This window comes from Gilliamella sp. X-57 (assembly GCF_057063565.1).
Window position 1 is genome coordinate 86,080 of record NZ_JBXSQI010000010.1, and the last position, 8,098, is coordinate 94,177.

Annotated in this window: 5 protein-coding genes, 1 tRNA gene and 2 pseudogenes; 5 read left to right on the forward strand and 3 right to left on the reverse strand. The window is 36.6% G+C overall.

The genetic code is table 11. The features are described from left to right. The first annotated feature begins 326 nt into the window (after positions 1-326). The 4 genes from ACYIAL_RS06210 to ACYIAL_RS06225 all read left to right on the forward strand — a co-directional run bounded on the left by ACYIAL_RS06210 (position 327) and on the right by ACYIAL_RS06225 (position 5,926). On the forward strand, positions 327-1,169 hold the full coding sequence (locus ACYIAL_RS06210; protein ID WP_174797202.1) for a Rossmann-like and DUF2520 domain-containing protein: 843 nt from the start codon (positions 327-329) through the stop codon (positions 1,167-1,169). Next, positions 1,166-2,008 carry a 3-methyl-2-oxobutanoate hydroxymethyltransferase gene (gene panB / locus ACYIAL_RS06215; protein ID WP_174797201.1) on the forward strand — a complete coding sequence of 281 codons (843 nt, stop codon included), beginning with the start codon at positions 1,166-1,168 and terminating at the stop codon, positions 2,006-2,008. The genes ACYIAL_RS06210 and panB overlap by 4 nt, the downstream gene beginning before the upstream one ends. An 11-nt stretch (positions 2,009-2,019) precedes the next feature. Continuing rightward, positions 2,020-2,868: a pantoate--beta-alanine ligase gene (gene panC, locus ACYIAL_RS06220; RefSeq protein ID WP_174797200.1), complete on the forward strand. Its 849-nt coding sequence runs from the start codon at positions 2,020-2,022 to the stop codon at positions 2,866-2,868. Between the two features lie 199 nt (positions 2,869-3,067). Then, entirely contained in the window at positions 3,068-5,926 is a 2,859-nt protein-coding gene (locus tag ACYIAL_RS06225) for a valine--tRNA ligase (RefSeq protein WP_483751227.1), read from the forward strand. Positions 5,927-5,976: 50 nt separating this feature from the next. On the opposite strand, the gene ACYIAL_RS06230 is transcribed toward ACYIAL_RS06225, so the two are convergent. Beyond that, positions 5,977-6,648 carry an OmpW family outer membrane protein gene (locus tag ACYIAL_RS06230; RefSeq protein WP_174797198.1) on the reverse strand — a complete coding sequence of 224 codons (672 nt, stop codon included), beginning with the start codon at positions 6,646-6,648 and terminating at the stop codon, positions 5,977-5,979. Between the two features lie 299 nt (positions 6,649-6,947). Here ACYIAL_RS06230 and ACYIAL_RS06235 point away from each other — a divergent pair. Next, a tRNA-Lys gene (locus ACYIAL_RS06235) sits at positions 6,948-7,023 on the forward strand. 330 nt (positions 7,024-7,353) lie between these two features. Here ACYIAL_RS06235 and ACYIAL_RS06240 read toward each other — a convergent pair. Together ACYIAL_RS06240 and ACYIAL_RS06245 are read right to left on the reverse strand one after the other, a co-directional pair. Beyond that, a pseudogene (locus ACYIAL_RS06240) lies at positions 7,354-7,881 on the reverse strand (integrase core domain-containing protein); the annotation flags it as partial. A gap of 29 nt (positions 7,882-7,910) precedes the next feature. Continuing rightward, positions 7,911-8,098: pseudogene (locus ACYIAL_RS06245) on the reverse strand (IS3 family transposase); the annotation flags it as partial.

The window sequence follows — 8,098 nt, forward strand, 5'->3', positions numbered from 1 at the left end:
TAATACTATAAAACTGAAATATAACTTACATTTTCCATATAATCCCCCTACTGTAACTATCCCATAGTTAGTACTCAACTCATGTAGAATACTGCCTATTTTCGTGTTTTATGTTCAATGGATGGTATATTATTTAATGCTTCATGATTTTTTTGGTGTTATATTTTCTTAAATTACCATAAATAGTGCGAGTAATTCCTACACTTTATCACTATTAAAAATGATAATTTTCCATTCAGCCCCCATATGTTATCAGTCTCTAATTTGATTGAATATTAAGCTGGTTGAGCTATAATGCGACAATTATTTAATAATTTATAGTTACAATGATTATCGGTTTTATTGGTGCGGGTAAAGTAGGTTGCACCTTAGCTAAGTATTTTTCTTTATGTGGAATGCGGATTGCTGGGTTTTATAGCCGATCTTATAAACATGCAAAAGAGGCAAGTGATTTTATTCATAGTCAAGCTTATGCATCGTTAGCTGATTTAGTTAATGATTGTGATTGTTTATTGGTTACTGTATCAGATAGCCAAATAGCCACTGTTTGGCAAGAACTTTGCCAATTACCTATTACTAATAAATGGATCGGTCATTGCAGTGGGCTGTTGACGTCACATATATTTAGCCAACATAAAATTGTTCATCCATTTGCGTTTTCATTGCATCCTTTATATGCCATTTATGATAGATTTGAATGCTATACCGCTATGTCAGGTGTTTCTTTTACGCTTGAGGCAAATGAAAGCATTATTCCTCAATTAAAAAACTTTTTTGTTTCACTAAAAAATCCTTTAGCCATTTTACCTGCGAATAAAAAGCCACTTTATCATGCGGCTTGTGTTATGTTGAGTAATCAAGTTATTGCATTGGTACAACTTGGTATTGATTTACTTGACCAATGCGAGTTAGATTCTGAGTTTAGTGAACAAGCGTGGCATCTATTATTCTTAGAAAATGCTAAAAATATATGTGAAGTAGGCGTCATTGATGCCCTAACTGGACCTGTCGAGCGAGGCGATATTGAAACGATCAAACAACATATAATGGCTATGCCGGTCAAACTAAAACCTATTTACCAGCAGTTATCTGCTATTTTACTTAATATCAGTCGAACAAAACATCCAAGCAAGGACTATCGACAATTAGAATTGGAGTTGTTACCTTGAAAAACACGATTGCCACTTTAAAAGAACGTAAACAAAACCGACAAAAAATTACTATGCTAACCGCTTATGATTACACTACAGCTAAATTAATGGATGAAAGTGGTATAGATTGTTTATTAGTGGGGGATTCTTTAGGTATGGTGATGCTGGGTTACGATAGCACCGTATCGGTTACTATGGAAGATATGATCCATCACTCCAAAGCGGTTGCAAGAGCAGCTAAGTCCGCATTTGTTGTCACTGATTTACCTTTTATGTCTTATCAAACATCTGTGTATGATGCAGTTTTAAATGCCGGTCGCCTAATTAAAGAAGGTCAGGCTCAAGCGGTTAAACTTGAAGGAGGGCAAGCATTTAGTGAACACATCAAAATGATTACGCAAGCATCTATTCCGGTTGTTGCGCATATTGGACTCATGCCCCAATCTGTTCTTGCATTGGGGGGATACAAAGTGCAAGGTAAAGATTATCAAGATGCTAAAAATATTGTTCTTGATGCATTAGCGGTTGAACAAGCGGGGGCGATTGCGATTGTACTTGAATGTGTACCTGCTGATTTAGCAAAATTGATCTCACAATTAGTGAGTATTCCAACTATTGGTATTGGCGCGGGTGTAAATTGTGATGGGCAGGTACTTGTTTATCAAGATATGCTGTCTATGTATGATGGTGTTTCTTCAAAATTTGTCAAATCTTTTGCCCCAATTGGTCATCATATGAAACAAGCGTTTACTGACTATTGCCAACAGGTAAAACAACAACAATTTCCTACTTCAATCCATGAATTTGCGATTGATGGTGAGGTAATAAACAAACTTAAATCTGAGTTTCAATTATAAGGGATAACTAAATGAATGTTGTAACGACAATTGGACAAGTACGAGAACAAGTTAAAGCTTGGCGTCAAGCTGGCTATAGTATCGGACTTGTTCCAACCATGGGTTATTTGCATGAAGGTCATCAAAGCTTAATGGCTGCGGCTAAAAGGGATAACCAAAAAGTTATTGTGACGATTTTTGTTAATCCTATACAATTTGGACCTTCAGAAGATCTTGCTAGTTATCCTCGTGATTTAGAGCGAGATAAAATTGTTTGTGAGAAGATGGGCGTAGATTTGATTTTTTGTCCAACTGCCAGTGAAATGTATGATGCTAATTTTAACAGCTATGTTGATGTTAATGGTTTAACAGATGCTTTATGTGGAAAAAGGCGCCCAGGGCATTTCAAAGGTGTTTGCACTGTTGTCACAAAATTATTCAATATTACACAACCTGATCGTGCTTATTTTGGACAGAAAGATGCACAGCAGTTAGCGGTAATTAAACGAATGGTCAGTGATCTGAATTTCGACATTGAAATTATTGGTTGCCCTATTGTGCGTGAAGCAGATGGACTAGCTAAAAGTTCACGTAATAGCTATTTGTCTGAACGTGAACGATCCGCAGCCGTGTGCCTTTATCAAGCAATTGAATGTGCCAATGCAATGATAAAGCAAGGGGAAACGTCGGTAACAGTTATAACAAAAGCTATGCACGATCTTATTGTCAACCAATCTTTAGCCAAGATTGACTATATTGAATTTGTCGATCTAGCATCATTAACATCGGTTGATAGGCTTGAACAAGATAGTTTGTGTGCGCTAGCGGTTTATATTGGTAAAACACGATTAATTGATAATTTTATTTATCAACATCACTAATTACCAATTATTTTTACAATGATAGATATAAAAAAACCGCTTAATACAAGGCGGTTTTTTTATGCTATTTATCGTATTATAAAAATTTTTACAATTCGATTAAATCGATGAGTTTATTGTTCTGCTAATTTATTGTTTGGCTATTTTACTGTAGAATAGCAACCATTTTATGCCTTAAATCAGGATTTATGCATTAATTATGAAAAACACGACTTATAATCCACAAGAAATTGAACAACCTCTTTATAAGCATTGGGAACAAAGTGGTTATTTCAAACCCAATGGTGATAAATCGCAACCAAGTTATTGTATTGCCATTCCACCGCCGAATGTGACAGGTAGTTTACATATGGGGCATGCTTTTCAGCAAACCATTATGGATGCCTTGATTCGTTATCATCGTATGCAAGGTCATAATACCCTTTGGCAATCAGGAACCGATCACGCTGGTATTGCAACGCAAATGGTGGTAGAGCGCAAAATTGCGGCTGAAGAAAATAAAACACGCCATGATTACGGGCGTGATGCTTTTATTGACAAGATTTGGCAATGGAAAGCCGAATCAGGCGGTAGCATTACTAAGCAAATGCGTCGCTTAGGGGATTCAGTTGATTGGGATCGTGAACGTTTCACCATGGACGAAGGTCTATCAAATGCAGTGAAAGAAGTCTTCGTGAGATTATATCAAGAAAATCTCATCTATCGTGGTAAACGCTTAGTCAATTGGGATCCAAAATTACGTACAGCTATTTCCGATCTTGAAGTTGAAAACCGCGAAGTTAAAGGTTCAATGTGGCATTTACGTTATCCGTTAGCTGATGGTGCCAAAACAGCCGACGGAAAAGATTATTTAGTGGTGGCAACTACTCGTCCTGAAACCTTATTTGGGGATACAGGGGTTGCGGTGAATCCTGAAGATCCTCGCTATAAAGATCTGATTGGACAATTTGTCATATTACCATTTGTTAACCGCCGTATTCCAATTGTGGGTGATGAACATGCCGATATGACCAAAGGTACAGGGTGCGTAAAAATTACCCCTGCGCATGATTTTAATGACTATGAAGTTGGGCGACGTCATCAATTACCGATGATCAACATTTTAACGTTTGATGGTGATATTCGTCAGCAAGCTGAAGTATTTGATACCAATGGTGAACCAAGCGATGCTTATGATCTAGTTATTCCTGCTCAGTTCCAAACATTGGAACGCTTTGCTGCTCGTAAAGCAGTCGTTGCAGAATGTGAATCATTGGGTATTTTAGAAAAAATCGAACCGCATGATTTGACCGTTCCATATGGTGATCGTGGTGGCGTTGTGATCGAACCTATGCTAACCGATCAATGGTATGTGCGAGCAAAAGTGCTTGCCGAGCCTGCTATTGATGCAGTAAAAAATGGTGATATCCAATTTGTACCAAAACAGTATGAAAATATGTATTTTTCTTGGATGAATGATATTCAAGATTGGTGTATTTCACGTCAATTATGGTGGGGACATCGTATTCCGGCTTGGTATGATAAACAAGGTAATGTTTATGTTGGCCGTGATGAAGCAGAAGTGCGACGCGGGAATAATCTGTCGAATGATATTGAATTATCGCAAGATGAAGATGTGCTGGATACTTGGTTTTCGTCTGCGCTTTGGACATTTTCAACGTTAGGTTGGCCGAATAATACTGATGATTTAGCCACCTTCCATCCAACCAATGTGCTCGTAACTGGTTTTGATATCATTTTCTTCTGGGTAGCTAGAATGATCATGATGACCATGCACTTTATTAAAGATGAACATGGTAAACCACAAGTTCCTTTTAAAACAGTGTATGTCACAGGTTTAATTCGTGATGAAGAAGGGCAGAAAATGTCTAAATCTAAAGGAAACGTTATCGATCCTTTAGATATGATTGACGGTATCTCACTGCCAGCTTTATTAGAAAAACGGACAGGCAATATGATGCAGCCTCAATTAGCTGAAAAAATTGCTAAACGCACCCAAAAACAGTTCCCTAATGGCATTGAGGCGCACGGTACTGATGCGCTACGCTTTACTTTAGCAGCGTTAGCCTCAACTGGGCGTGATATTAATTGGGATTTAAAACGCTTAGAAGGTTATCGTAATTTCTGTAATAAACTTTGGAACGCTAGCCGCTATGTGCTGATGAATACAGAAGGGCATGATTGTGGCTTTAAAGGCGGGGGTTTAGATTATTCTTTAGCAGATAAATGGATTTTAGCCGAATTTAATCAAACCATTAAAGCTTATCGAGACGCATTTGATACTTATCGTTTTGATTTAGCAGCTAATATTTTATATGAGTTCACATGGAATCAATTCTGTGACTGGTATTTAGAACTAACCAAATCCATTTTAGCCAATGGCGAACCGTCACAGCAACGCGCAGCTCGCCATACGTTAATTACGGTATTAGAAGCTCTATTACGTCTTGCGCACCCGATTATTCCATTTATTACCGAAGCAATTTGGCAAAATGTAAAAGGCTTAATGAATATAACCGTTGACACCATCATGTTACAGCCAATGCCTGCTTTTGATGAACAGCATTCAAATGATCAAGCAGTAGCTGATATTAATTGGATAAAAGATGTCGTGATTGCCGTACGAAACATACGTGCTGAAATGAATATTGCGCCAAGCAAACCATTGCAGTTATTAATTCGAAAATGCTCACCAACGGTGCATCGAATCAACGCTGATAACATCAATTTTATTGAATCATTAGCAAGATTGTCTGAAATTGTTTTACTTGATGATGGTGAAACTGGACCATTATCGGTCACAAAACTGGTTGATGGCGCCGAGTTATTAATCCCAATGGCAGGATTAATCAATAAAGAAAACGAACTTGCGCGTTTAGAAAAAGAAATTGAACGCATCAATGGCGAAATTTCTCGTATTGAAAATAAACTGTCTAATGCCAGCTTTGTCGATAAAGCACCAGCAGCAGTAGTTGCGAAAGAAAAAGAAAAACAAAAAGGTTATATTGATGATAAAGCCAAACTGCAAGAGCAGTATGTTGCCATAAAAAATCTTTAATCTTTGTAATAAAAAACCTCTCGTTTGAGAGGTTTTTTATGTTTGTTCCTTTAAAATTTATAACCTACACCAATCATTGCAACCCATGGATCAAGCTTATAATTAGCGGTAACTTTAGTATTACCTAAATGGGTTGTTGCTTTAGTTTCTATATCAATATAACGGATTTGAGCATTCAAAAGCCAATTGTCATTTAAAGAATAATCAGCACCGACTTGAGCTGCCCAGCCCCAAGAACTGTCAAGATCTAAACCATGAAATCCCGCTTTTTTGGCTTCACCACTAATTTTTTCATCAAAAAAGAAGGTATAGTTAATACCCATTCCAACATAAGGTTGTAACTCATATTGTGAATCAAGTGGATACCAAACGGCACTTAATGTAGGTGGTAGATGTTTAATTTTCCCTAAATGAGCACCAGAAAGCCCCGTTGAATTGCCCCCGCCTAGCTTAACTTGATGGCTAAAAGGTGTTGCAGCTAACAGTTCGACACCAATATTATCGGTCACCATATATTGGAAATTTAATCCAAGTTGTGTATCGTTATCGGCTTTTGCTTTTAGATCGCTTTTGGCTCCGCCTACTTTAACATGATCACTTTTATCTTTAGGGTGAACATAAACAGGTCCACCACGGACGATAATTTCATTTGCAGTATGCGCATAAGCTACTGCGCTGGATAATCCCATTGTGATAAGCATAGTCACTGAGGATATTTTCATTTTTTACCTCCTGATTTATCTATAATTCATGATAGAACATTTAATTTTGTTGAAATACTCACTACAGTAGAACATAGAATTATTTAATGATATAGCAATATTGAAATTTACTTGTTAAATTTAATTTTTATTGATTCATAATAAATTAAACTTAAGTCGCATAATGATAAAATTCTAATGATTTTAGAATTTTAAATTTAATTTTTGGCTATTTATCTCAAAATTTTAGTAATTAAAAATCAGATTAGTGATTTGCATTATTGCTTAAAACTATATATAATATAGACGAATATTTCGGTGGGTTGTTAGCTCAGTCGGTAGAGCAGTTGACTCTTAATCAATTGGTCGCGGGTTCGATCCCCTCACAACCCACCATTCCTCTTTTTTAATCCCTTATCCAACCGTTAAAAATCATTAAAAAACAAAGCTTTCACCCCAAAAAACACTTGCACTAAGTTGCACTGAATTGCATATATGTTTGTATACGTTTTTGTATACGGCTATAATACGACTAAAAACGTATACAAATTTTTTAGTGGTAAGTGTGTTATGGCTAATAATAAACTAACTGATATAAAAATTAAAAATTTAAAAATTAAAGAAAAAAATTATGAAATAAGTGATGGTAATAGTTTATCAATTTTAATTAAAAAAAATGGATCGAATGTAAATACCCCAAACCTAGTACACAACTCACGTAGAAAATTAAGCTGCCTGTTTTAGTGTTTTATACTCAATCGGTGTCATGTTATTTAATGCCTCATGCGGTCTTTCGGTATTATAAATCGTTAACCATTCTTCGGTTATTCTCCTTGCTTGCGCTAAGTTGTTAAAAAGATATAAATCGAGTACTTCAGTACGATAGGTACGATTAAATCGTTCAATATAACCATTTTGATATGGGCTACCGGGCTGGATATAATCAATGTTTATACCATGTAACTTTGCCCAGTTTATAAAGGTTTTTCCTGTAAATTCTGGCCCATTATCGACTCGTATTTTTAATGGATACCCATGATATTCGGCCAGTTTATCTAAGTAACGGGTAACTCTCCCTGCCGGTAAGCTTACCGCAATATCAATGCCTAGCGCCTCACGATTAAAGTCATCGATGACATTGAATGTCCTAAAGCGACGTTGATTACCACTACTATCACTCATAAAATCCATTGACCAACATTCACCTTGTTTATTGGGTACTAATAACCTTTCCGGGCATCGTGGAGGAATGCGTTTTTTACGCTTTACCCTGAGATTAAGCTTTAATTCACAAACACCCGATACACCCGTTTATGATTCCATTTATAGCCGAGCTTTCTGATGCGATTAAAGCATTTAGGAAAGCCCCAGCGTAAATGCCGGTCTGTGATAGCATTCAACACCGAAACAATCACCGAATCATTCGGTAACTTAGGTTGATAATAGTAAGCACAACGGCTTAAGCCAACAA

What these genes read in the sequence shown, in the direction of transcription:
- ACYIAL_RS06210 (WP_174797202.1), top strand. Translation starts at nt 327, where the DNA reads ATGATTATCGGTTTTATTGGTGCGGGTAAAGTAGGTTGCACCTTAGCT.
- panC (WP_174797200.1), top strand. Translation starts at nt 2,020, where the DNA reads ATGAATGTTGTAACGACAATTGGACAAGTACGAGAACAAGTTAAAGCT.
- ACYIAL_RS06225 (WP_483751227.1), top strand. Translation starts at nt 3,068, where the DNA reads ATGAAAAACACGACTTATAATCCACAAGAAATTGAACAACCTCTTTAT.
- ACYIAL_RS06230 (WP_174797198.1), bottom strand. Translation starts at nt 6,648, where the DNA reads ATGAAAATATCCTCAGTGACTATGCTTATCACAATGGGATTATCCAGC.